Below are 23,318 nucleotides of genomic sequence, written 5' to 3'. Positions count from 1 at the left end.
TCTAAGGGTTTGATGTTTCGTACCAAGTCACTGGAAAGCGGCGTTCTTTTGACGTTGGGGAAAGCGCTGCTTCACGCGCCAGATCGCGCTCGTGCAGGACATCACCTATCCCCTTGAGTTCATCGCTCATCGGTTTGGCAGCCGCCAGTGCTGTCTTTAGAATCTGGGGATTCCGCAACGCGGAAATGCCTTGGAAGAAGGGTTCGGCAGCCACATTATCACAGGCTGCGCGCGGATCCGTCGCAAAGAGAACAACGATATCAAAGCGGCGAAATTCGATGCCGCTGATCAATATTTCGCCGCTGTCTCGCCTGATCGGCAGTTGCGGTTCCGCCAAGCTATCCGATGTCGCGGGCTGCCAATCCTCTACGCGCAAGCGCAGCCCGACGTGGCCATCAACGGTATTTGCCTCTACCAGATCGGTGATTTCACGGGTCAGTTGATACATCCTTTCTCTGCCGGTGGGTGTGGTTTGGGTCCAGATAACGGGTGATGAAATGGTGCGGTGATAGGCATAGGGCGTTGGCCATAACCGAACGTTGTCGCGCAGCGCCATTGATGGGGGCGCGGCATCAAAGGCAGACAGCGCTGCGTGTGTCATATCAGTTTTGTGCCTGATTGCGGGCGTAGCGGCAGCGATGACTGCGCCCAGATCCATGCGCGCGCGTGCGCAGGTGGAACGACCCGCAAAACCGGGGCGGGTGCGGTCGGGTTCGATCAGGCGGATCATTTTTTCGGGCAACCCCGTGCCGTTACACTGGCGCGGACGGGCGCCAAACAGCTTGGACAGTGCCGGATCAAGAACGCCATGCGCGCCAAAGTCGATGTTTTGCGGCTGGGTCAACGGCAGGACAAACCAGCCTGTTTTCCCGTCGCGATCCTTGTACCATTCATCATAGATCAGAATGCCCGAAGGCGGCCCGTCCTGTGCCAGTGCAACAAGCTCGCCTACTTCGTAGTGATCCAGATCAGGGCTGACGGCATGAGGGCGTAAGCCGTAGAATGTTGGCGCGCCGAAATAAAGCGTCAGTGCCAGAACCAGCCCCGTGACCAACGCCAGAAATATCGCAAGGATACGTAGGACAATGCTCAAATGGACAGGCGTGCCGCGTGGCTGCCGCGTTCGCGGTACGGGGTGGTATCATAATGCGCGCGGTAGCATTTGGAGAAATGCGAGGGCGAGGCGAAGCCGCAGGCCAGCGCCACGTTTATCACACTCATGTCCGTTTGCATCAGCAGGTTGCGCGCTTTTTGCAAGCGCAGTTCCATGTAATAGCGCTTGGGCGAGCGGTTGAGGTAACGGCGAAACAGACGTTCAAGCTGTCGCGTCGACATGCCCACATCCTGCGCAAGGATCGAGGGGCTTATCGGTTCTTCGATATTGGTTTCCATGATCTGGATCACCGCCGACAGTTTCGGGTGGCGCACGCCGATGCGGGTTGGCACGCTCAGGCGCTGGGTGTCCTGATCGGTGCGGATAGAACTATAGATAAGCTGGTCTGCAACCGCGTTCGCCAGATCTTCGCCGTGATCATCAGCGATGAGTTTGAGCATCAGATCGATGGAGGAGGTGCCGCCGGCAGTGGTCATCCGGTTATTGTCGACAACGAAAACCGATTTGGTCAGTGTGACCTCTTCAAACTCCTCGCCAAAGCTGTCCTGATTTTCCCAGTGGATGGTTGCCCGCCGCCCATCCAGCAAACCGGCCTTGGCCAGTGAATATGCCCCCGTACACAGGCCCCCTATGATCAACCCCTTGCGGGATTCGCGACGCAGCCATGAAAGAACCTTTTTCGAAGTGGCCGACTGCACATCTATACCGGAGCATACCATGATCGTGTCTTCGCGATTCATCTCGACCAGATCGTTATCAAGCTGGAAAACGATTCCGGCAGAACAGGCTGCATGTTGACCGCCTTCACCGATTGTTTGCCATTCATACAAGGTCCGCCCGGCCATCCGGTTAGCGATCCGCAGGCTTTCCACAGCTGTTGAAAAACAAAGCAGGCTGAATTTGTCCAGCAGCACAAACATAAAGCGGCGCGGTTTGTCGGGATCTTCGGGGATGCGCTGTGCGTGAGGAGGTTGGGCCATAGTGCAAAATCCACAGTAGATATAAGGTAAACGACAAACGGTGCGTCACTAGGGCATAAGGACAAAAGCGAGGTCAAGGATGGAATTGACATATGGTCATGTAGGAGCAGGTTTTGTATACGGGGCATCTACCCAGCGTTTGCGCGCGTCTTCCCTGCGCCAACGCCAAAGACCGGAGCGATGACATGACGACCTGGAGCAAATCAAGCTGGCGCGCAAAGCCGCGGATTCAAATGCCCGACTACCCCGATCAGGCGGCCCTGGAGGCTGTTGAAGCGCAACTGTCACGCTATCCCGTTCTGGTATTTGCAGGAGAGGCACGTCGCCTGCGCAAGCATCTGGCAGCCGCAGGGCGCGGCGATGCGTTCCTGCTTCAGGGCGGCGATTGCGCCGAAAGCTTCGAGCAGTTCAGTTCCGATATGATCCGCGACACCTTCAAGGTGATGCTGCAAATGGCGGTGGTGCTGACCTACGGTGCCAAAGTGCCCGTGATCAAGGTGGGCCGCATGGCAGGCCAGTTCGCCAAGCCGCGCTCGGCCAACATGGAGGTTGTGGACGGCGTCGAGTTGCCAAGCTATCGCGGTGATATCATCAATGATCTCGCCTTCACCGCCGAGTCCCGCATTCCCAATCCCGAAAACATGATGCGCGCCTACACGCAGTCAGCGGCCACGCTGAACCTGCTGCGTGCGTTCTCGACCGGTGGTTATGCGGATGTACACAAGGTGCACGGCTGGACGCTGGGCTTTACCGATGGGGAGAAGGCAGCGAAATACCGCGATTTAGCTGCACGTATTTCCGACACGCTGGATTTCATGGCCGCTGCGGGTGTGTCGCCTGATAATGCCCATACGCTGCAATCGGTAGAATTCTACACCAGCCACGAATCCCTGCTGCTGGAATACGAAGAGGCACTGTGCCGCCAGGAGGCGGAAACAGGCAAATGGCTGGCAGGATCGGGCCACATGATCTGGATCGGTGACCGCACACGCCAGCCTGACGGTGCGCATGTGGAATTTGCATCGGGTGTACAGAACCCGATTGGCCTGAAATGTGGTCCAAGCATGGAAGTGGACGATCTCAAAAAGCTGATGACCAAGCTGAACCCCGATAACGAAGAGGGCCGCCTGACGCTTATTGCGCGCTTTGGCGCGGGCGCTGTGGGTGACCACCTGCCGCGCCTTGTGAAGGCGGTGCAGGAAGAGGGCGCGAATGTGGTTTGGACCTGTGATCCGATGCACGGCAACACGATCAAGTCGTCCTCGGGCTACAAAACACGGCCCTTTGAAAGCGTCCTGCGCGAAGTGCGCGAGTTCTTTGGCGTTCACAGCGCAGAAGGCACTGTTCCCGGTGGTGTGCATTTCGAGATGACAGGACAGGACGTAACAGAATGTACCGGCGGTGTGCGCGCGGTATCCGACGAAGATCTGTCGGATCGTTACCACACAGCCTGTGACCCGCGCCTGAACGCCAGCCAGTCGCTGGAACTGGCGTTTCTGGTGGCCGAGGAACTCTCGGCGCGCCGTAATAAGACAGCAGCCCAAGCGGCTGTATAGCTTGGCAATCTACGGGCGGGGCAGGGTGCCTCGCCCTCGGTTCAGGTATCGGTTTTGATCAAGCGCAGATAGGGCGGACGCCGCTTTCGTGACGCCGTTGTCTGTGGTTCGGGGCGGGTAAAAGCGGCCTGCGGATCGGCAAATCCTTCGGTCCGTGGCTGTTGGTTTAGCGCGGGGTGCGGGATCGGCTCCATGCCCAGCGGACGCAGCTTTACATCGCGTATTTCAAAACGCCGCGACGCATCGCCCAGATCACCCTGACTGACCAGACAGCCCAGAATACGGCTGACATCGCCCAGATCGCTTTTCAGGGGCAGCAAGACCATGCGTGCTTCGAGCTTTGACAATTCAAGGCCGCCGGTGGCCTGCATCCGTACTTCGGCAGTTGCAGGGGTCTGGAACACTTCTTCCAGTAAGCTCGCAATGCGGGTGCGTCCGTGCTGTTCGAAAAAAGCGGTCAGCGGCATGCCGCGCGCTTCCATCCCCATGATGTCATTTAAATGGCTGCCGGCAATCCGCATCCGCGCTACCCCCGGGGCGACACGTTCTAGAATAAAGGCAAACTCCAGCGCGCTTTCGATCCCGCGCGGATCAATCTCTGCGCGCTTGGGCATTTCACGACCCGCGCGCAGCGCATCCCAATAGGCCTCAACAAGAGAGAGTGGGACGTATCCGGTGTGAGGCTTGTAATCAGACATGGTAACCACTTTTTGCTGGTTTTGCTTTGAATTGTCCATTGTTGCTCTCGCTCGGTTGAAAGGTAACACTGTGAAATAGGCGGATACACGCACATTTATGTGATTTTGGGCTGAATACTCCCTGTTTGCGCCGTTCTGACGCTGTCCGTCCGTGTGGAGGTTTTATCATCTGTTGCCTCGCAATGGTCATATTTCAGTCATAAAGGTTAATGAAATGAACGGAAGTTTTGGCGATATATCGCCGTGAAGGGCTTGCAGGTAAGGGGGGAAAACCCCTATCCCAACCCCGAGCATATCCGGAGGTGCGCGCGATGATCAGGTCAATGACGGGCTTTGCAGCCAAATCAGGTGCGCTGTCACCCCACAGCTGGAGCTGGGAGTTGCGCGCCGTGAATGGCAAAGGTCTTGATCTGCGCATCCGTGTGCCTGACTGGGTTCCCGGACTTGAGGCTGCCTTGCGCAAAGCGCTTGGAGCAGGTGTGGCGCGGGGCAATGTAACCTTGGGCTTGCGGATCGTGCGCGAGGAAGGTGCCGGTGATCTGGCTGTAAACGAAAACCAGCTTGCCACCGTACTGGCGGCCTTGGGCCGGATCGAAGCTGCGGCGATGGATGCTGGTGTGTCGCTCGCCCCCTCCAAGGCGACTGACATCGTGACCATGCGTGGCGTTTTGGAACAGGCCGCGATCGAGGACGACAACGAAGCGCTTGCAAAAACACTGGTGGTGGAATTCGAAACGGTGCTTGCGGATTTCAACGCAATGCGCACCGCAGAAGGGTCCGCATTGGCGACAGTCATGCACAACCAGTTGGACCAGATTGAAACGCTGACATCCGAGGCCGCAGCATTGGGACAGACGCGGGCGGAACAGATGGCAAAAACCCTCAGACGTAACCTGGCGCGGGTGATGGAAAACGTCGACGGGATAGAGCCTGACCGAATTGCCGCCGAACTGGCCCTTATCGCGGTCAAAGCCGATATCACCGAAGAGATCGACCGCCTGAAAGCCCATGTCTCAGCCGCAAGGGATTTGCTGGCACAGGGCGGGCCAATCGGGCGCAAGCTTGATTTCCTGATGCAGGAATTCAACCGCGAGGCCAATACCCTGTGTGCCAAAGCACAAAACACGGATCTGATCCGCGTCGGGCTGGCATTGAAGGCCGTGATCGACCAGTTGCGCGAACAAGTCCAGAATGTGGAGTAGAATATGAGCGACCGCCGCGGCCTATTGATTATCCTGTCGTCCCCGTCGGGGGCTGGCAAATCCACCTTGGCAAAGCGCCTGATGCTCTGGGATGACACGCTGAGCTTTTCTGTATCGGCAACCACCCGTTCGCCACGTGAGGGCGAAGTGGACGGCAAAGACTACCGCTTTGTATCCGAGGAAATGTTCCGCAAATGGGTCGCGGACGGCGAGATGCTGGAACACGCCCATGTGTTCGGCAACTTTTACGGTTCCCCCAAAGAGCCGGTTGAGCAGGGCATCAACGCCGGGCGCGATGTTTTGTTTGATATCGACTGGCAGGGTGCGCAGCAAATTCGCAACTCTCCGCTGGGGCTCTATACGCTGTCAATCTTTATCCTGCCCCCGTCCATTAGTGAATTGCACCGCCGTTTGGTAGCGCGCGGTCAGGATGACGCGCCTACAATCGCCAAACGTATGCAAAAAAGCTGGGACGAGATCAGCCACTGGGACGGGTATGACTATGTTCTGGTAAATGATGATCTGGACGCCACAGAAGAAAAGCTGAAGACTATTATCACCGCCGAGCGCCTGAAGCGCACCCAGCAACCCCAGCTGAGTGCAATTGCGCGCCGCCTGCAATCAGAATTCGAGGATTTGAAATGACCCTGTACGCTCTTGCCGACGTCGCCCCCACAGTTGCCGATACCGCATGGGTCGCACCGGATGCCAATGTGATTGGAAATATTGTGCTGGAGGAAAAATCATCTGTCTGGTTCGGCTGCACGCTGCGCGGGGATAACGAAACAATCACTGTCGGGGCGGGATCGAACGTGCAGGAAAACTGCGTTTTCCATACTGATGTCGGTTATCCGCTGACAATTGGCAAGAATTGCACAATAGGTCACAAGGTCATGTTGCACGGCTGTACCATCGACGATAATTCGCTTGTCGGGATGGGCGCGACCATTCTGAACGGTGCAAAGATTGGCAAAAACTGCCTGATCGGGGCAGGGGCGCTGATTACGGAAAACAAGGTGATCCCTGACGGTAGCCTTGTGATGGGCGCACCAGGTAAGGTTGTGCGCACACTGGACGAGGCCGCAATCAAGGGCCTGACGATGAGCGCGCTGCACTATCAGGAAAACGCGGCACGGTTTTCGTCTGATCTGAAACCGGCGTAACTTTTCGCCAGCCAACAGAAAGATGGCGCTACAGCGCCAGTTCGCGCTGGTCTTCACGCCCCATGCTGACAATCAGCGGTGATTTTTTCTGCCGCTGCATAAACGCGTTCTTGCTGTCGATACCCTGCCATTTGATCGCAATCAGCGCCTGTGCCACCGCACCGCCCAGCGTGGTGCCAGGGCCGGTGATGATAAACCTGTCAGGCGCAAAATTGCGCGCGGCAGATTGCACAGCAGCAGTGAAATCATAGGTTTGCGTGATCTGGTGGCCCAGCGTGTAGTTTCGCAGCGCTGCAAGATCGGACGCCTGCGGATTCCAGACCGAGCCGCGTCCGTCAATAAGTGCTGTGTGTGGATCACTGAACAAGGATTCTGGTAGCGCATCACGGCCCATCTGGGCCACATCTCCCATCAGGCTGGTGTGGAATGCGGCATGATTGGGCAAATTAAGCGGGGTGCGGGTATCATTCCCGCCAACGCCACGTGCGAAAGCTGTCAGCCCGGCGTCATTACCGGCCACAACCAGCATCCCACCCAAGCGGATGGACAGCGCCAGCTGATGATCGGGTTTGTCATCAATCTCGCGGATCAGATCTATCAGACGTGCCTGTTCGCCTTCAATCGGGTGCCAGCTGTCATCGACAAACGGAAACAGGATTTGCCCGCCGCGCCCGTGCAGATGCATCAATGTGCCCATGGTGTTCACAATCCGCATCCCGTTCAATGCGTCTGCACCGCCACCGGCAGCAAGCGCGATATACCAACCCAGCGAATTGCCTGTCACCGCGACGATGTTGTGGCTGTTGAATGCGGCGCGCGCATCCAGATAGCTGCAGGCATAAATTAATGCCGAGGCGTTATCACCCGTGGTATGGCGCTTGGCGGAAAAGCGCGCGGCGCTGTCCAGATCGCTAAGCGTTTCCTGACCGGCATCGGTACGCATGGCATCCCATTGTGATATCAGGTCGTTGCCCTGATGGGTGCGTGAAAGGGTGCCCAGCTCTCCCTTGTTGTAGGTCCCACGGCCCGGGCAAATAAGAACGGCGGTCGGGCGGCTCATGACGCCACCAGGGCGGTCGCCGCGGCGGTGATTTCATCGGTCGAGGGCAGGGTGGCCGCATAGGCGGGGCCGGTCGCGATAAAGCTGTCTTGCGCGGTGACCCGCGCCACGCGACTGCGTCCCGCCTCGGCGAACAGGGCCATCAGTGCTTCGGACTGGCTGCCGGTACTGCGACATTCGTCAACAATCAGGACATTGCGGCAGTCCTTTGTCGCCTCCAGCAGCGCATCGGCGGGCATGGGCGCAAGCCAGCGCATGTCAATTAACCGCGTATCAATCCCGTTTTCTTTCAATGCCTTGTCAGCCTGTGTTGAGAGGAAATATCCGTTGGCATAGCTGATGATTGCCAGATCGGTCCCCTTTCCAGTGACGTTAACTTCGCCTAATGCAATCCGCCTGTCTGGTGCGGGATACTGTGTAAGCCAGCCGCCATCGCCGCTGTCATGCAGATCGCGCATCGGGTAGAGCGCGATCGGTTCGACAAAGACTACAACCCGCTGTTCTTCACGCGCAAGGCGCACCGCCTCGCGCAGCATCATCGCAGCGTCGGCGCCGTTTGACGGGCAGGCGATGATCAGCCCCGGAATGTCGCGCAGCACTGCGAGGGAGTTGTCATTGTGAAAATGGCCGCCAAACCCTTTCTGATAGCCCAGCCCCGCAATGCGAAGCACCATCGGGTTGGTGTATTGCCCGTCCGAGAAAAAGCTGAGCGTGGCTGCTTCACCGCGTAACTGGTCCTCGGCGTTGTGCAGATAGGCAAGGAACTGGATCTCGGGGATCGGGGTAAAGCCGTTGTGCGCCATGCCGATGGACAGGCCAAGGATAGATTGCTCGTCCAGTAGGGTATCGATTACACGGTCCGGGCCAAAGCGGTTTTGCAGTTTCTGGGTCACGCCATAAACACCACCTTTGCGGCCAACATCCTCTCCTGCAACGATAATCTCGCCGTGTTCAAGCATCAGGTCCGTCAGTGCCCAACCGATCAGGCGGTTCATCGACTGTGGTTCTTTCATCTGTTTGATATCGTTGCCAAAGATGGCTTCACGCGCTTCCGCAGACGGGCCGTTTGTTGGCGCGCAATCGCGGGCAGGGGGAATGATACTGGCCATTACGCCTTCGGCAGTCGTCAACGTTTCCTGCTGCATAACCTCGTCTGCCACGCGACGGCAGGTTTCTTCAAGTTCGTGATATATTTCAAGTGATTGCGCAGGAGTGCTCGCACCGCTGTCGCGCAGGATGCGTGCCGAGTGCAACAGCGGATCGTTCGCCTCCGATGCCTCAATTGCGGCCTTGTCGCGGTATGTCATCTCCACATCCGATCCGGCATGACCGTACAGACGCACAGTGCTGATGTGCAAAAACGCAGGCTTGCGGGTGCGGCGCACGTAATCGGAAGCGGCTTGTGATACGCGCAGCGTCTGCGCCATGTCCAGACCGTCACAGGCAAAATACCGCAGCCCGGGGCGATTGGCGTAATTGGCTGCAACCCAGCCGCGCGGCGTGGGAACAGAGATGCCTATGCCGTTGTCCTCGCACACAAATAGAAGCGGCAGCGGCACCGACTGGAAACTGGTCCAACAGGCAGTATTGATCGCGCCTTGGGCTGTGGAGTGATTAGATGACGCATCGCCGAAACTACACATAACAATGCTGTCATCGGGCAGGCAGCAATGCTCGGGCTTGGTACGGCGCGCAAGGCCGATAGAATAAGCCGCACCAACAGCCTTGGGCAAATGGCTGGCGATGGTTGATGTTTGCGGCGGAATATTGAGCGCGCGCGAGCCGAGAACTTTGTGACGCCCGCCAGAAATGGGATCAGCCGCAGCAGCACGAAAGCTGAGCAGCATGTCCCAGACAGGGCTTTGCCCATCTACCTGCGACGCGCGTTGTATCTGGAACGCTGCGTCACGGTAATGCAGGAACGCCATGTCTGTCGGCCGCAAAGCTTCTGCAACGGCTGCCATGCCTTCGTGGCCCGAAGAACCAATTGTATAAAAGCCTTTACCTTGGGCTTGCATCATACGGCTGGTGCGGTCCAACTGACGGCTGAGCGTCTGGGAGCGGAAGATTTCAACCAGTTTGGTGTGCGGTATGGACGGATCAGGTGCCGCACCATCGGGCAGATCATCAGCAGCCAAACGACGAAGAAAATTCTGGTGGACAATGGCAGCGCGATCCATGGAAGACTCCAGTCGAGGGTTGGTTTCGGGGCAGGTTCTATAACACGCATGGAAAGGTCAATGCCGATTAAGGGTGGTTCCGGCAATTGAATATACAATATGTATAATCAGTATTATGTAATTAAATTAGATTGCCAGATAGGAGGGTAATGGTCTTGATTGTGTGAATTCACTATCGGTTACAACCTGCTGTTTGCGTTAGATGAGGTAAAACGCGCACACCACGGCTAGACAGCGCGCAATAACGCTGGCAGGGTTTTACGTCTTAACGTATCGGAAAATTTATGGCCTCGGTTCTAATAATTAACGGTCCCAATCTAAATCTGCTGGGCCAACGCCAGCCGGAAGTTTACGGCACGACCACCCTTGCTGATATTGAGATGGCCTGCGCTCGGCATGCAGAAACGCTTGGACTGGACATTTCGTGCACCCAATCCAACCACGAAGGAGCACTGATCGACGTGATCCATGGCGCCAAAGGTGTTCACAACGGGCTTGTGATCAATGCCGGTGCTTATACCCATACGTCGATTGCGCTGATGGATGCGGTCGCCTCGGTTGAGCTGCCAATGGTTGAGGTTCATCTCAGCAATATTCACGCGCGTGAGGCGTTTCGCCATGTGTCTTACCTTTCGAAGGTCGCAATCGGGCAGATCTGCGGTTTCGGTCCGAAGGGATATCTGATGGCGCTTGATGCGCTGGCTGAAAGGATAACGCCCAAATGAGTTTGCGCAGCTATCTTTTAGGCGTTGCCAACAGTAAAAGCATCGAAGATCTGTGGGAAGCGCATGTTGTTAAGATGGCCGAATACGGATTTGACAGATTGCTTTACGGTTTCACTCACTACCGGACGTCGACATCTTTGGGAGATCCGAGTGATTTCATCATTCTTACCAATCACAGCCGCGATTATGTTGATGTATTCCTAGACGAAGGCCATTATTTTCACGCGCCCATGGTTCACTGGGCGCTTGCCAATGAAGGTGCGAAAAGCTGGAAATTGCTTTCCGAGATGGATCAATCCAAAACGCTTAGCCCGTCGGAGCGGCGTGTGTTGGAGTTTAACCGTGATATGGGCGTTACGGCAGGTTATTCCATTAGTTTCAAATCGATTTCGGCACGTTCTAAGGGGGCGATTGCGCTCACGGCGCGGCAAGGGTTGGATCAAAACGCAGTGGATAGTATCTGGGCCAAGCACGGAACCGATATTACGTTGATGAACAATATCGTTCATCTCAAAATACTTACCCTGCCCTATACAGCCCCAAATCGTACATTGACCGCGCGCCAACTTGAGGTGCTGGAATGGGTCGGCGATGGCAAAACGATTCAGGATATTGCCGTGATCATGGGATTGACAGCGGCGACCGTTGAAAAGCATTTGCGTCTTGCGCGCGTGTCGCTGGATGTTGAAACCACTGCCCAAGCGGTGATGAAAGCAGCATTTGCCAACCAGATGTTTGTGCTGGACGTTTAGCCGCAATTTGAGAGGCTACTACAGGGGTACGGAATTCCGTACTTTCCGTAGGGGAAATTTCAGTGCAGAATAACCTTGTCAGGTCATTAAGGCTTAGCTGGTCTGGCGGACAACTTGAAAAACCTTTGTGATTACAGAGCTCTGTCAGGTTGCCGGTACCAGTGGGGTTGTTTTTATATCCCACTGGCCGGAGCACCCAAGGCCCCTGCTCTCCCCGGAGCTGTCGACATTTGGGGTCTTGGCTAACAGCGCGGTTTCTATGTCCCTATGGAAATCGCGCTGTAACATTTCTCGCACAAAAGCGCGGTGCTTGGATGTAAACTAGAATATATCAAATGCCGATTTTCACGAAAAAAGGCGGAGCTTGAACAGCCCCGCCTCTTCTTGAACCATGTTAAGGTAATTTAGCCTTTGGCGGCTTTTGCTACTTCTGCTGCGAAGTCTTCTTTTACCACTTCGATGCCTTCGCCAACTTCAAGACGCACAAAACCTGTGATTGTCGCGCCCACTTCTTTTGCGGCTTCGCCAACGGTCACGTCAGGGTTGATCACGAACTGCTGGTTCACCAGAGTGATTTCCGACATGTATTTTTTCATGCGGCCAACAATCATCTTTTCGATCACGGCTTCCGGCTTGCCAGATTCGCGTGCGATGTCCATCTGAACCTGCTTTTCCTTTTCAACCACTGCCGGATCGAGATCATCTTCGGACAGGGACGCAGGGTTGGTCGCTGCGATGTGCATCGCGATCTGCTTGCCAAATGCCTCGTCACCACCGGTCATTGCAACCAGAACGCCGATGTTACCCATGCCAGGTGCAGCTGCGTTGTGAACATAAGACACAACAACATCACCTTCGACAGCGGCCATGCGACGTACAGACATGTTTTCACCGATCACGGCAACTGCATCTGTTACGGTCTGTTCAACGGTTTTACCGTTCATGTCAGCCGCTTTCAGCGCGTCCAGGTCAGCCACGGAAACAGCGACATCTGCGATGCCTGCAACCATTTTCTGGAAGTCGGCGTTTTTGCCGACGAAATCGGTCTCGGAGTTGACTTCAACCGCAACGCCGCGGCCACCTTCAACCTTCACAGCGACAAGACCCTCTGCCGCGGTGCGGCCGGATTTCTTGGCGGCTTTTGCCAGACCTTTGGTGCGCAGCCAGTCAACCGCTGCCTCCATGTCACCATCTGTTTCGGTAAGCGCCTTTTTGGCGTCCATCATGCCCGCGCCGGTTGAGTCGCGGAGTTCTTTGACCATGGATGCTGTAATTGCCATCGCTTTGGTTCCCTCATCTATGTGTAAATTGCGTTGGGGCAGGTTACCCTGCCCCGCGTCCAAGCGTGTGCAGATATCGCGACCGCAGTCGCGCGCGCATCAGGACTTGGCTTTTTCCATTGTCTCTTTTTTGGATTCGATATCCAGAACGGCATCCTTGGACATTGCATCGTTTGATGCTGCTTCTTCGGATGCGCCACCCAATGGCATGTCATGAACAGGCTCAACAGCCTCTTCAACAGGTGCCTGCTCCATCGCGCCCAGATCAACACCGGCAGCGCCCAGTTGTGCGGACATACCGTCAAGCGCAGCGCGGGCAGCCAGATCGGTGTAAAGCGCAATCGCGCGTGCCGCGTCATCGTTGCCGGGAATGATGTAATCGATGCCGTCAGGGGAACAGTTGGTGTCAACCACGGCCACAACCGGAATGCCCAGCTTGTTGGCTTCGGCAATCGCCAGCTGCTCTTTACGCACGTCGATCACAAAGATCAGGTCGGGACGGCCGCCCATTTCGCGGATACCGCCAAGCGATGCCTGAAGCTTGCCCTGGTCACGTTCCATGCCCAGACGTTCTTTCTTTGTCAGGCCAGTAAAGCCCTGCTCGGATTGCTCGTCGATGTGCTTGAGGCGCTGGATGGATTTGGACACGGTCTGCCAGTTGGTCAGCGTGCCGCCCAGCCAGCGGTGGTTCATGTAATACTGTGCGCATTTTTCTGCGGCGTCGGCGATCGGCTGTGCTGCCTGACGCTTTGTGCCTACAAAAAGAATGCTGCCGCCTTTGGCGACGGTGTCACGGATAATTTTCAGCGCATCGTCCAACATAGGAACGGTCTGCGTCAGGTCCATGATGTGGATGCCGTTGCGCGCGCCGTAGATGTACGGTGCCATACGCGGGTTCCAGCGCTGTGTCTGGTGGCCGAAGTGTACGCCTGCTTCAAGCAGTTGGCGCATGGAGAACTCAGGAAGAGCCATGTCTTTATACCTTTCCGGTTTAGCCTCGTCGGGGGTATGACACACGGAATGTGGGCCAACCGGCGGAACCTTCGGGATGTCTCCCCGAAATGTCCCATCCCCGACTGCGGGATTAAGTAGGGTGCGCTTACCGCAGGCAGGGCCATTCCGCAAGTGCAAAAGACGCAGGATTTGCCCCGCTCTCAGGCTTTCGGCAAGGCCGTGCCGTGGGCGGTGCGTACGGCAGTTTCACAGGCCGCTGCCAGCGCTTTGCGGTTTTCAAAGTCGGCCACCTTCAAAGGTGTGCAATATACAACCTCAACAGCGCCCTGTCTGGCGGGCGCAAGGATGGCCAGCAGATGCGCGGCGAACTCCATACTGCCCCACCAGCCATAAAAACGCGGGTCCATTCCCGCTGGTGCATGATAGATCACGGCCACCGGCTGCACCTGGATTTCGTCGCGGAGCTGTGGCGCAAAGAATGCTTGAAACAGCGTGGTTTTGAAAGGTAAAACTTGCTGACCATCCGTGCTGGTGCCTTCTGGAAAAAACAGCAGTTTGTGCCCCGCCAGCAGGCGGTTCTGAAATGCTTCGGTCTGCATGCGCGCGCGTGCCGGGTTACGCTCGATAAAGACGGTGCCGGTGGCGCGGGCCAGCCATCCGATGGCAGGCCATGCGGCTACTTCGGCCTTTGATACAAAATACACCCGTTTGGCGGCGTTCAGCGCGAAGATATCCAGCCAGCTGGAGTGATTGGCCACAACGGCACCGCGCGCGGTCATCGGCACGCCGGTCACTGAAAACTTAATGCCAAGAATGCGGAAAGCGTTGCGGCAGACAAACTGTGTAATGTGGGGCGTTACGGGGCGGTGAACCCTGTAAAATGGCCTTTCGATCAAGCGTGTGAGCAGCAGGATGACCAGCCCGCCGAACACAAGCAAGGCCAGCGCACTACCTCGCACCCCCACGCGCAGCCAGTCAGCGCCGCCGATGGCTGGCATGTCAGGGTGGCTACCTTTGTCCCAAGTCGGATTCATTTGTTTGATCCGCCGTAAATTTTTGCCTGCCTTGAATTCAGCTTTGCGGTGTCCATGATCAGACAAACGTCGGTTGTGTTGAATTCATGGTCAATAAATGCCCCCTCGCCCACACACCCGCCAAGGCGTAAATATGCTTTGATCAGGCTGGGCACCAGCACCATCGCGGCACGGCGATCCAAGGTATCGGTATCGATCAGATCCATGCGCTGAAACGACTGTTCATGCACGCGCACGCGTAGTTCAGGCGGTGCAAGGTGACGCTGGTGAAGCAACGACAAAGGCGCGGCAAGTTTTTCAATGTCAGTACCGTGGAAGCTGGCGACACCGAACAGTATTTCGATTTCATGTTCGGCGACATAATCGGCCAGCCCCGCCCAGAGGCAGTGCATGGCAATCCCGCCACGATAATCACGGTGCAGGCAGGATCGCCCCAATTCCAGTAGCCGCCGGCCCGAGGTTTTCAGCTTGTCCAGATCGTATTCGTTTTCGGAATAAAACCCGCCAGCCTGCTGGGCACGGGTGCCGCGCAGCAAACGGTAAACACCAATTACGGTATCATCGTCTTTTCGGGTCAGGATCATATGATCAAGAAACGGATCAAAGCGGTCGCGCTCAAGCTTTTGATGATGGTCTACCAGATCACCGCCGCCGCCCAATTCACGCACAAAAACATCGTAACGCAGCCGCTGCGCGGCGTGCAGTTCTTCCGCAGTCTTTGCCAGCCTGACGCTGAATTCTGCCCTGCCCTGACGGGTCATGACGCTCCCCATGTGTGATCTGTCGTCTAGATAGGTTTTCCGGTGCATATTGGCAACGTGCCAGGAAGTATCAAGGCGCAACCTAAGGTTGCTATCTGGAGTTGCCCCGGTTTTCGTTACACTTTGTTAACACAAATTTGTAATGGTTAACCATCAAACACAGGGAGCAGGGTGATCCGGCTGCTGTCAATTACAATCTTGCCAACGTCACGGAAGTTCACAGTGAGTTTTCCACCGATATTGCTTTGTACCTGCCCGACCCCCCAATCGGGCATATCTGGATGGCGCACCAACATTCCCGGCGTCAGGATTGCGTTGAAATCTTCCATTATCATTCCCTTAACCAGACGGAGGCCAGCATAATGGGCCAGAACACCAACTTGGCTGCCCTCATCGGAAGCCGGATTTGCCATGACTTGATATCGCCGATCGGCGCGATCAACAACGGCCTTGAGTTGATGGAGATGAGCATGCCATCGGTCGGGCCAGAAATGGCGCTGGTGTCTGAAAGTGTGATGAATGCCAGCGCGCGGATCAGGTTTTTCCGCATCGCTTTCGGGGCTGCGGGTACGCAACTGGTCGGGCGGCCCGAGGTGGTATCGATCCTGAATGATGTTTACGCCACGTCCCGCCTAACAGTCGTCTGGGGCCCGTTGGAGGGGCAGCAGCGCCGGATGGTGCGCCTGACCTTCCTCGCGCTGATGTGTATGGAAAGCGGCATGCCATACGGGGGCCGGATAGAGGTGTCGCAAGATGGCGATCACCTTCTGCTGACCGGACACGCAGACAAGCTGAATATTGACGCTGATCTTTGGGGGCTGCTGAACGGTGCCCCGCGTGAGGAGGAGTTGCGCCCCGCGCAGGTGCAATTTGCCCTATTGCCCTTGATCGCCGAGGATGAGGAGCGCCGCCTTGACGTAGATGTGTCAGGCGACAGCATAACGATCAGGATTTAGGCGCGTACCGAGCCATCCCCGGTCACTAGGTATTTGAAGCTGGTCAGTTGCGCCGCACCCACCGGGCCGCGCGCGTGCATTTTTCCGGTAGCGATGCCGATTTCGGCCCCCATGCCAAACTCGCCGCCATCGGCAAATTGGGTGGAGGCGTTGTGCATCAGAATTGCGCTGTCGAGCGTGTTCATAAAGGTTTCAGCCGCCTGTGCATCTTCGGTGATAATGCAGTCTGTATGGTTGGAGCCATAGCGGCGGATGTGCTCAATCGCCTGATCAATGCTGTCAACCTCGCGCGCGGCGATAATCATGTCCAGATATTCCTGCCCCCAATCATCGGCTTGTGCGGTCACGGTCCCCTTGATCCGGGATAGTGAACCGTCTGCTCGCACTTCTACACCCGCATCAATCAGGGCGCTGATCACGCCTGTACCGATTGTCTTGGCAATGTCCTTATGGACCAGCAAACATTCTGCGGCTCCACAAATGCCGGTGCGGCGTGTCTTGGCGTTCAACACGACCTTTAATGTCTTTTCGGGGTCGGCATCCTTGTCGATATAGATATGTACAATGCCCTCCAGGTGGGCAAAAACCGGCACCCGCGCCTCGCGCTGCACCAACCCGACCAGCCCCTTGCCGCCACGCGGAACAATCACGTCAATCGTGTCGGTCATGGTAAGCATTTCCTGCACGGCTGCGCGATCCCGCGTTGGCACCAACTGGATAGCATCCTCCGGCAGGTTGGCAGCGCGCAGACCTTGTTGCAGACAGCCATGCAGCGCACGACTGCTGTGAAAGCTTTCCGAACCGCCTCGCAAGATCACCGCATTACCGGCCTTGAGGCACAGCGCGCCCGCATCGGCGGTCACGTTGGGGCGCGATTCATAGATCACACCAATGACACCTAAAGGTGTGCGCACACGCCGGATGTGGATACCGCTGGGCTGGTCCCATTCGGCCAGAACTTCTCCGACCGGATCAGGCTGCTCTGCGATGGCGCGCAAGCCGTCAATGATGCTGCGCAGCCCGTTTTCGTCCAGCTTCAGCCGGTCAAGCATCGCAGGGCTCAGCCCTTTTTGCGTGCCGTATTCCATGTCATCGGCGTTAGCGGCGTAAATCGCTTCGCGGTTGTCCCAGACGGCCTCCGCAGCAGCAATCAGGGCGGCGTGTTTGCGCTCCGAATTTGCGGTGGCGAGAATAGCTGCCGCTGCTTTTGCGCGGCTGCCGATATCTGCCATCAGGGCGGGAATGTCATCTGTGGTCCGGGTCATAACGATGTCCTTACAATGCCATGTCGTCGCGATGGATCAGTGCTGCACGACCGGGATAGCCCAACAGCGCCTCTATTTCTGCGCTGTGATGGCCCTTGATTTGCAATGCTTCCGCCGCAGAATAGCGCGCAAGTCCCGAGCCGATGCCAGCACCATCCGGCCCGATCAGCGCAACCGCATCGCCGCGCTCAAACCCGCCGGATACGGCGGTGATGCCAGCAGGCAGCAGGCTTTTTCCACGCTGCAATGCCGCGACTGCACCGCTATCAAGGATCAGCGTACCCATCGGTTTCATCGCTGCAATCCAGCCCTTGCGCGCCGCTTGCGGATCTGTCTGCGCGGTGAACCACGTGGCATTTGCGCCATTGGCCAATGCTGTCAGCGGGCGCATCACAAACCCTTCGGTAATTGCCATTGCGCATCCGGCGGATACAGCCGTTTTCGCTGCCATCAGCTTGGTTTTCATGCCGCCTTTACTGAGGCCCGACCCTGCATCACCTGCCATCGCCTCAATCTGAGGCGTGATGCGGTCGACTACATCAAATCGCTTTGCCGTCGGATCATCCGCCGGATTGGCGTTATAAAAGCCGTCAACATCGGACAGCAAAATCAACTGATCGGCCCCGACAGTCACGGCGATCTGTGCTGCAAGGCGGTCGTTGTCGCCAAATCGGATCTCATCTGTGGCGACGGTATCGTTTTCGTTCACAATCGGAACCGCCCCGAGGCCGAGAAGCGTTTCCAAAGTGGCGCGGCTGTTGAGGTAGCGGCGCCGGTTTGCACTGTCCTCAAGCGTGACCAGAACTTGTGCGGTGGTAATGTTATGCGGTGCCAGAACTTCTTCGTAGGCGCGCGCAAGCCTGATCTGGCCCACGGCGGCGGCGGCCTGCGACTGTTCCAGCGCCAATGCACCCAGCCCGAGGCCCAGAACGCCCCGCCCTAGCGCGATAGAGCCGGAAGACACAAGAACCACGTCAATACCGCAGCTTTTCAACCATGCAACATCGCGCGCAAGAGAGGCGAGCCAATCGGCGCGTAGATCACCCGTAGCGCGATCTACTAGCAAGGCCGAACCGATCTTGATTACGATGCGCTTTGCGCCGGTCAGGGTTGCCAAGGCGCTTCCTCCTCGGCAGGTTTCTGGCGGATACGGTCATCATCAATTTCCGCACGTAGGGCGCGCAGAACCTCGACCGTGTTGGTTTTGGCCACGCCTGACATGTGCATCACGGGTCCGCCAACGGCTTTTTCCAATTCAGAAGAGGCGCTTGCAAGCCGCTCTTCATCCAGTGCATCAATTTTGTTCAATACAGTGATGCGTGGACGGTCGGCCAATGCGCCGCCGTAGGCCTCAAGTTCCCCGATGATTGTCTCATAGTCTTCGGTGATCGTTTCCGACGTACCGTCGATCAGATGCAGCAATACGGCGCAGCGTTCCACATGGCCCAGAAACCGGTGCCCAAGACCGCGACCATCATGGGCGCCCTCAATCAGACCGGGTATGTCCGCGACCACAAATTCGGTATTATCCACCCCCACAACGCCAAGGTTGGGGTGCAATGTGGTGAACGGGTAATCCGCGATCTTGGGTCGCGCATTCGATGTGGCTGCCAGAAAAGTGGATTTTCCCGCATTCGGCAGACCCAGCAGACCGACATCGGCAATCAGCTTGAGGCGTAGCCACAGCGTACGCTCTACGCCATCCTGCCCGGGGTTGGAGCGGCGCGGCGCCTGATTGGTTGCGGATTTGAAATGCAGGTTGCCCCAGCCCCCGTTTCCGCCGCGCGCCAGTTGGATCCGCTGGCCGAGTTCCGTCATATCGGCAAGCACCGTTTCCTGATCTTCGTCGAGGATTTCTGTCCCCACCGGCACCCGCAGGATGATATCGTCGCCATCCTTACCGGTGCGCTGTTTGCCCATTCCAGGCTGGCCGTTTTTAGCGAAAAAGTGCTGCTGATAGCGGAAATCAATCAGCGTATTCAGCCCGTCGACCGCCTCGGCCCAGACCGAGCCGCCACCGCCCCCGTCGCCGCCATCGGGGCCGCCGAATTCAATGTATTTTTCACGTCTGAACGACACACAACCGCCGCCACCGGCGCCGGAGCGGATATAGACTTTGGCAAGATCGAGGAATTTCATTTTCTATCCTAAGGGTTACCGCAGCTTGAGGCTGTAGGTCCATGTCGGCACAGTTGCACCGCGCGCAAGACAATATGTTTCGGCGTCACCCAGATAGGTAAAACCCGCGTTGATCAACACTTTGGCAGAGGCCGGATTGTCATGGAAGACCGATGCGAACATTGTGTCATTCTCCAGCGGATTTCCCGCCACCAACGCCTGTACCGCATCGGATGCCACATGGGTGTTCCAGAACGGCGGTGCCACCCAATACCCGACCTCGGATTGGTTTCGGTCCAGCCGCATCAGGCTGATCACGCCCATCACTTCATCGCCGTTATGGCTCCCGCCATCCATCACCCAGACATCTTCGTCCCGTTCTGGCTGGATCGCCCTTTCGATGAATGCTTCGATCACCCCCGGGGGCAAGGGATGCGGAATGCGCGTTGTGCTCATCGCAAGGCGGCTGTCACTTGCGTAATGGGTGATCCGCGTCAGATCAGACTGGCGAACAGGGCGCAAAACAAAGCGGGACGTATGGAGGGTTGGCTGCTGCGTCAGGGTGGCCATGGATCACGTTCCTTTGGCAAATAAAACAAATAAAACAGAGGCGACGGTCATCGCTGCCAGTGTCCACATCAGATAAGGTTCAATGCGCGTGCCTGCAACCGTTTGCGCGATAGCCTGCCCGCCAAGCGTCCATAACGGATGCAAGACCATTTGGCACGCCAACAACACGGCTGCCACAGTTGCAGTAGCTGTCAGGGGCGCGACACCGGCCCCGACAAAGCCGGTAAAACTGCCGACAATCATCGCCCATGCCTTGGGGTTCAGAGGATGCACGATTAGACCAGCAAGAAATCCTGGTGCTGTCGCCTTGGCTGCACCCTGCCCCAAACGTAAATTTCCCACTTTCCATGCCAGCCAGATGATATAGGCTGCCGAGATGTACTTGAGCGCCTTAAACACAGCAGGAGCTGTTTCTGCCAATTCCATCAGGCCAAAGCCGATCGGCCAGATGATCAATTGCTTTCCAAGCGCCACACCAGCCACAAAGGGCAACGCCGCACGGAAACCGAACCGCGCACCGGTCGCCAACAGCGCCATATTCGCAGGGCCGGGTGTGCCAACCTGACTGATTGCAAAAACCGCAAGCGGAAGTATGGCGATGCTCATGTGGCACGCTGTTCTTGTAGTGGCGTAAAGGTGTTTCGCCCACGCCACTGCCCGACACAGGTGGGCAAGAACAATCGTTTTATGACATCAACCATCGTGGCCCTCCCGTATTCGAAAAGTAGCGGCAAAAAGAAAAAGGGACCGGCGTTTCCGCCGGTCCCTGATTTTGTATCATCTTCGGGTACGGCTTATTCAGCAGCTTCCGCTGCCGGTACGATCGAGATGAATGTGCGTTTTTTCAGGCCCTTGTGGAACTGCACATTGCCGTCAACTGTTGCAAAGATCGTGTGATCTTTGCCCATGCCCACATTCTGACCAGGCCAGAACTGTGTTCCGCGCTGACGCACGATGATGTTTCCAGGAACGACAACTTCGCCACCGTATTTCTTCACGCCAAGACGGCGACCAGCTGAGTCGCGGCCGTTACGTGACGAGCCGCCTGCTTTTTTATGTGCCATTAGGTCTCTCCTTAGCCTTTTGCCAGTTCTTTGGCCTGTGCGATCCAGTCTTCACGACCCACACGACCTTTGAACGACAGTTTCTCTTCAATAGCTTCCACGTCTGCGTCTGTCCATGCAGCAATCTGTGCAAATGTGGTCACACCTTCGGCGTGCAGCTTGCCAACAATAACGGGGCCAACGCCAGAAATCTCGGACAGATCGTCACCGTCGGATTTTGCGGCTTTCTTTGCCTTGGCAGGCTTTTCAGCTTTTGCTTCTGGTGCTGCGTCCTTGGCAGGCTTCGCGGCTTTCGCCGGCTTTGCCTTCTTAGCAGGAGCTGCGTCGACAGATTTGCCTGTGATCGCTGCTACGGCCGCTGCGGATACGGAACCTGTGCCAATTGCGGCTGCAACACCGGATTTGCCTGCGCCCGAGGCGAGGATATCTGTGATCTTGACCAATGTCAGTTTCTGACGGTGGCCTTTTGTGCGCTTGGAGGAGTGCTTCCGGCGACGCTTGACGAAGTGGATTACTTTTTCGCCTTTGATCTGGTCGACAACTTCGGCCTGAACGCCGGCGTCTTCGATCATTGGTGCGCCGACCTGAGGGTTGTCACCGCCCAGCATCAGAACTTCGTTAAATTGAACTGTGTCACCGGCAGATGCCGCAATACGTTCTACGCGCAGCATATCGCCGGGCTGAACTTTATATTGCTTACCGCCTGTTTTCAGGACCGCAAACATAGGTCTTCCTTCACATTTTGCCGCGTTCTTTGGCCCCCTACTACGGGTGTTTCGGATCGGGCTCTGCCTTGATCCACCTGGAACAGCGCGCCCTTGGGGCGTCATTAAAAATACACCCGAACACATCAGTGATATGTCGGGTTGGCGGCTTATCGGGTGATCGGCGCGGTAAGTCAAGCAGCTAGATGCTGTTATCAACATTCTGTTTGTCACCATGCGTCACGCGGGGTACCCGCCACAATGAAAACCGCTGCGTCTTCTAGCAGTCACTATTATTGCGAATAACATCGCATTAATAATGAGTGAACACAAATGGCTCTATACGACCTTTGGTATTTCTATTAGTTCAGTGATTTCGACAACATAGGCAGACCCGCCACTTTCGATGACCTTGCTGTCAAATACTGTGGTGCAACGGGATTTCACTGATGATGCACTGTTTCACGAAATCGGCAGGACGCACCGTTAGCAGGAACTGGCAGATCCGGTCACGATCGACGGCTTGATGCATGCCGCGTGCAGTCAAGTTATTGTTTAACTATCGCCTGACCGACAATAACTGACTTAAAGGATTTTCAATCACCATTGGGCAATACAACAGCGGCAGCGACGCAACAAATTTTGTATCATCGGTCAGGATATGGTGCCGGGTCAGACGCATGTCTTTACCTCCGAACGCAGTATTGGCCACAAACAGCCCGACCCCTACAGCCCGTTTGCCTGTTTCACTGCCGGAACGCTTGTCGATCCTTCACAAGGCCCCAAGCGGATAGAAGCGCTGAAAGCTGGTGATGTGATGATGAATGAATGTCCTGGGCTAAAACCTGTGCGCTGGTTCAGTTGGCGCACGGAACGCGGAGCCAGAGCGATAGAACCGGTAATAATTCACGAAGTAAAATTGGCGCGACAAGCCCCGTACCTGTTTCTTTCGGTCACAGCATTCTATTCGACGGGACTGTGGCCGAACTTGTTGAAAGATTTGGTAGCGTTTTTGTCGCGGCCAAAAACTTTGTCAACAGCCGGTCTGTCACCCGAAAAATCTGCGGCTTGGTCCCTTACACGCATGTGAAGTTTGCTCGGCACCAGATCATCATTACACAGTGGTAAAAATGCGAGAGCGTCTTTTTAGGGGATCATACAGTGACGCACTGGATATGGCCC

The 23,318-nt window shown here is 56.4% G+C and carries 24 protein-coding genes and 1 pseudogene; 8 read left to right on the top strand and 17 right to left on the bottom strand.

Annotated elements, in window-relative coordinates:
* Nucleotide 1: 1 nt before the first annotated feature.
* Nucleotides 2-1,093 carry a hypothetical protein gene (locus OS189_RS03945; protein ID WP_267165961.1) on the bottom strand — a complete coding sequence of 364 codons (1,092 nt, stop codon included), beginning with the start codon at nucleotides 1,091-1,093 and terminating at the stop codon, nucleotides 2-4.
* Complete coding sequence (locus OS189_RS03940) at nucleotides 1,090-2,094, bottom strand: GlxA family transcriptional regulator (RefSeq protein WP_267165960.1); 1,005 nt, start codon at nucleotides 2,092-2,094, stop codon at nucleotides 1,090-1,092. Before OS189_RS03940 ends, OS189_RS03945 begins: the two co-directional genes overlap by 4 nt.
* 185 nt (nucleotides 2,095-2,279) lie before the next feature.
* Between OS189_RS03940 and OS189_RS03935 the strand changes: the two genes are divergently transcribed.
* Nucleotides 2,280-3,650, top strand: coding sequence for a class II 3-deoxy-7-phosphoheptulonate synthase (locus OS189_RS03935; RefSeq protein WP_267165959.1), 1,371 nt, complete (start codon nucleotides 2,280-2,282; stop codon nucleotides 3,648-3,650).
* A gap of 41 nt (nucleotides 3,651-3,691) precedes the next feature.
* Here OS189_RS03935 and OS189_RS03930 read toward each other — a convergent pair whose 3' ends face one another.
* Complete coding sequence (locus tag OS189_RS03930) at nucleotides 3,692-4,348, bottom strand: PAS domain-containing protein (protein WP_267165958.1); 657 nt, start codon at nucleotides 4,346-4,348, stop codon at nucleotides 3,692-3,694.
* A 311-nt stretch (nucleotides 4,349-4,659) separates the two neighbouring features.
* On the opposite strand from OS189_RS03930, the gene OS189_RS03925 reads away from it, so the two are divergent.
* Genes OS189_RS03925 through OS189_RS03915 form a run of 3 tightly spaced genes read left to right on the top strand, consistent with a single transcriptional unit; the run spans nucleotide 4,660 to nucleotide 6,713 of the window.
* On the top strand, nucleotides 4,660-5,550 hold the full coding sequence (locus OS189_RS03925; RefSeq protein WP_267165957.1) for a YicC/YloC family endoribonuclease: 891 nt from the start codon (nucleotides 4,660-4,662) through the stop codon (nucleotides 5,548-5,550).
* A 3-nt stretch (nucleotides 5,551-5,553) separates the two neighbouring features.
* Nucleotides 5,554-6,195: a guanylate kinase gene (gene gmk, locus OS189_RS03920; RefSeq protein ID WP_267165956.1), complete on the top strand. Its 642-nt coding sequence runs from the start codon at nucleotides 5,554-5,556 to the stop codon at nucleotides 6,193-6,195.
* Nucleotides 6,192-6,713 carry a gamma carbonic anhydrase family protein gene (locus tag OS189_RS03915; RefSeq protein WP_267165955.1) on the top strand — a complete coding sequence of 174 codons (522 nt, stop codon included), beginning with the start codon at nucleotides 6,192-6,194 and terminating at the stop codon, nucleotides 6,711-6,713. The genes gmk and OS189_RS03915 overlap by 4 nt, the downstream gene beginning before the upstream one ends.
* A 28-nt stretch (nucleotides 6,714-6,741) precedes the next feature.
* Here the strand turns inward: OS189_RS03915 and OS189_RS03910 are convergent, their stop codons facing one another.
* Nucleotides 6,742-7,773: an ACP S-malonyltransferase gene (locus OS189_RS03910; protein WP_267165954.1), complete on the bottom strand. Its 1,032-nt coding sequence runs from the start codon at nucleotides 7,771-7,773 to the stop codon at nucleotides 6,742-6,744.
* Nucleotides 7,770-9,953: a dehydrogenase E1 component subunit alpha/beta gene (locus OS189_RS03905; protein WP_267165953.1), complete on the bottom strand. Its 2,184-nt coding sequence runs from the start codon at nucleotides 9,951-9,953 to the stop codon at nucleotides 7,770-7,772. The genes OS189_RS03910 and OS189_RS03905 overlap by 4 nt, the downstream gene beginning before the upstream one ends.
* Nucleotides 9,954-10,237: 284 nt before the next feature.
* On the opposite strand from OS189_RS03905, the gene aroQ reads away from it, so the two are divergent.
* Both aroQ and OS189_RS03895 read left to right on the top strand, forming a co-directional pair.
* Entirely contained in the window at nucleotides 10,238-10,678 is a 441-nt protein-coding gene (aroQ, locus tag OS189_RS03900) for a type II 3-dehydroquinate dehydratase (protein ID WP_267165952.1), read from the top strand.
* Nucleotides 10,675-11,430, top strand: a complete 756-nt coding sequence (locus OS189_RS03895) for a LuxR family transcriptional regulator (RefSeq protein WP_267165951.1) — start codon at nucleotides 10,675-10,677, stop codon at nucleotides 11,428-11,430. Before aroQ ends, OS189_RS03895 begins: the two co-directional genes overlap by 4 nt.
* 404 nt (nucleotides 11,431-11,834) lie before the next feature.
* Here OS189_RS03895 and tsf read toward each other — a convergent pair whose 3' ends face one another.
* The 5 genes from tsf to OS189_RS03870 all read right to left on the bottom strand — a co-directional run bounded on the left by tsf (nucleotide 11,835) and on the right by OS189_RS03870 (nucleotide 15,788).
* The gene (gene tsf, locus OS189_RS03890) at nucleotides 11,835-12,710 is read right to left on the bottom strand and encodes a translation elongation factor Ts (RefSeq protein ID WP_267165950.1); all 876 of its coding nucleotides are present in this window, start codon (nucleotides 12,708-12,710) and stop codon (nucleotides 11,835-11,837) included.
* A 99-nt stretch (nucleotides 12,711-12,809) separates the two neighbouring features.
* Complete coding sequence (gene rpsB, locus OS189_RS03885; protein WP_267165949.1) at nucleotides 12,810-13,682, bottom strand: 30S ribosomal protein S2; 873 nt, start codon at nucleotides 13,680-13,682, stop codon at nucleotides 12,810-12,812.
* A 182-nt stretch (nucleotides 13,683-13,864) separates the two neighbouring features.
* On the bottom strand, nucleotides 13,865-14,698 hold the full coding sequence (olsA, locus tag OS189_RS03880; protein WP_267165948.1) for a lyso-ornithine lipid O-acyltransferase: 834 nt from the start codon (nucleotides 14,696-14,698) through the stop codon (nucleotides 13,865-13,867).
* A complete protein-coding gene (gene olsB, locus OS189_RS03875) occupies nucleotides 14,695-15,459 on the bottom strand; it encodes an L-ornithine N(alpha)-acyltransferase (RefSeq protein WP_267165947.1) in 765 nt (254 codons plus the stop codon). Before olsB ends, olsA begins: the two co-directional genes overlap by 4 nt.
* A gap of 146 nt (nucleotides 15,460-15,605) precedes the next feature.
* Nucleotides 15,606-15,788: a DUF3553 domain-containing protein gene (locus OS189_RS03870; protein WP_267165946.1), complete on the bottom strand. Its 183-nt coding sequence runs from the start codon at nucleotides 15,786-15,788 to the stop codon at nucleotides 15,606-15,608.
* 33 nt (nucleotides 15,789-15,821) lie between these two features.
* Here OS189_RS03870 and OS189_RS03865 point away from each other — a divergent pair, with 33 nt between their 5' ends.
* Nucleotides 15,822-16,415, top strand: coding sequence for a histidine phosphotransferase family protein (locus tag OS189_RS03865; protein WP_267165945.1), 594 nt, complete (start codon nucleotides 15,822-15,824; stop codon nucleotides 16,413-16,415).
* On the opposite strand, the gene OS189_RS03860 is transcribed toward OS189_RS03865, so the two are convergent.
* From OS189_RS03860 to OS189_RS03830, 7 genes are all read right to left on the bottom strand, one after another.
* Nucleotides 16,412-17,680 (bottom strand): glutamate-5-semialdehyde dehydrogenase, encoded by a 1,269-nt coding sequence (locus tag OS189_RS03860; protein WP_267165944.1) that lies wholly within the window; start codon nucleotides 17,678-17,680, stop codon nucleotides 16,412-16,414. The genes OS189_RS03865 and OS189_RS03860 overlap by 4 nt on opposite strands.
* Before the next feature lie 10 nt (nucleotides 17,681-17,690).
* On the bottom strand, nucleotides 17,691-18,797 hold the full coding sequence (proB, locus tag OS189_RS03855) for a glutamate 5-kinase (protein ID WP_267165943.1): 1,107 nt from the start codon (nucleotides 18,795-18,797) through the stop codon (nucleotides 17,691-17,693).
* The gene (gene obgE / locus OS189_RS03850) at nucleotides 18,785-19,819 is read right to left on the bottom strand and encodes a GTPase ObgE (RefSeq protein WP_267165942.1); all 1,035 of its coding nucleotides are present in this window, start codon (nucleotides 19,817-19,819) and stop codon (nucleotides 18,785-18,787) included. The genes proB and obgE overlap by 13 nt, the downstream gene beginning before the upstream one ends.
* Nucleotides 19,820-19,834: 15 nt before the next feature.
* Entirely contained in the window at nucleotides 19,835-20,368 is a 534-nt protein-coding gene (locus tag OS189_RS03845) for a GNAT family N-acetyltransferase (RefSeq protein ID WP_267165941.1), read from the bottom strand.
* Nucleotides 20,369-20,371: 3 nt separating this feature from the next.
* Entirely contained in the window at nucleotides 20,372-20,974 is a 603-nt protein-coding gene (locus OS189_RS03840) for a LysE family translocator (RefSeq protein ID WP_267165940.1), read from the bottom strand.
* Between the two features lie 188 nt (nucleotides 20,975-21,162).
* A complete protein-coding gene (rpmA, locus tag OS189_RS03835) occupies nucleotides 21,163-21,432 on the bottom strand; it encodes a 50S ribosomal protein L27 (protein ID WP_267165939.1) in 270 nt (89 codons plus the stop codon).
* 11 nt (nucleotides 21,433-21,443) lie between these two features.
* Entirely contained in the window at nucleotides 21,444-22,157 is a 714-nt protein-coding gene (locus OS189_RS03830; protein WP_267165938.1) for a 50S ribosomal protein L21, read from the bottom strand.
* 640 nt (nucleotides 22,158-22,797) lie between these two features.
* Here OS189_RS03830 and OS189_RS18690 point away from each other — a divergent pair.
* A pseudogene (locus OS189_RS18690) lies at nucleotides 22,798-23,264 on the top strand (Hint domain-containing protein).
* Nucleotides 23,265-23,318 lie beyond the last annotated feature (54 nt).

Source organism: Sulfitobacter sp. F26169L (genome assembly GCF_026410285.1).
Lineage (GTDB): Bacteria > Pseudomonadota > Alphaproteobacteria > Rhodobacterales > Rhodobacteraceae > Sulfitobacter.
Note: the sequence above shows the minus strand (reverse complement) of the source record. Positions and strands in the feature narration are given on the sequence as shown.